Consider the following 231-nt stretch of genomic DNA (forward strand, 5'->3'; position numbering starts at 1 on the left):
GAAGACCGGCGCCACGTCGGCCAGCGTCAGCGCCAGGGGGCCGCCGAGGAAGCTGACATGGTTGAGCGCCAGGAGCGGCGCCTGGCCGGCCGCCTTGAGGTTGTCCAGCCCCTCGTCCTCCAGCCGCAGGAAGGCGCGGTACAGGGTCGGGGCGAAGTCGCGGAACGGATTGGTGGGCAGGAATTTCAGCGTCAGCCAGGCCGCGATGGCGTTGGCCACGACGAGTCCGAA

1 protein-coding gene is annotated in these 231 nt (G+C 70.1%); it reads right to left on the reverse strand.

What is annotated here, in order from left to right:
- The coding region (locus tag KVT37_RS33235) for a hypothetical protein (RefSeq protein ID WP_217579123.1) at nucleotides 1–231 on the reverse strand (231 nt) is incomplete at both ends.

It is taken from the genome of Mesorhizobium sp. GbtcB19 (assembly GCF_019091085.1).
Lineage (GTDB): Bacteria > Pseudomonadota > Alphaproteobacteria > Rhizobiales > Rhizobiaceae > Mesorhizobium.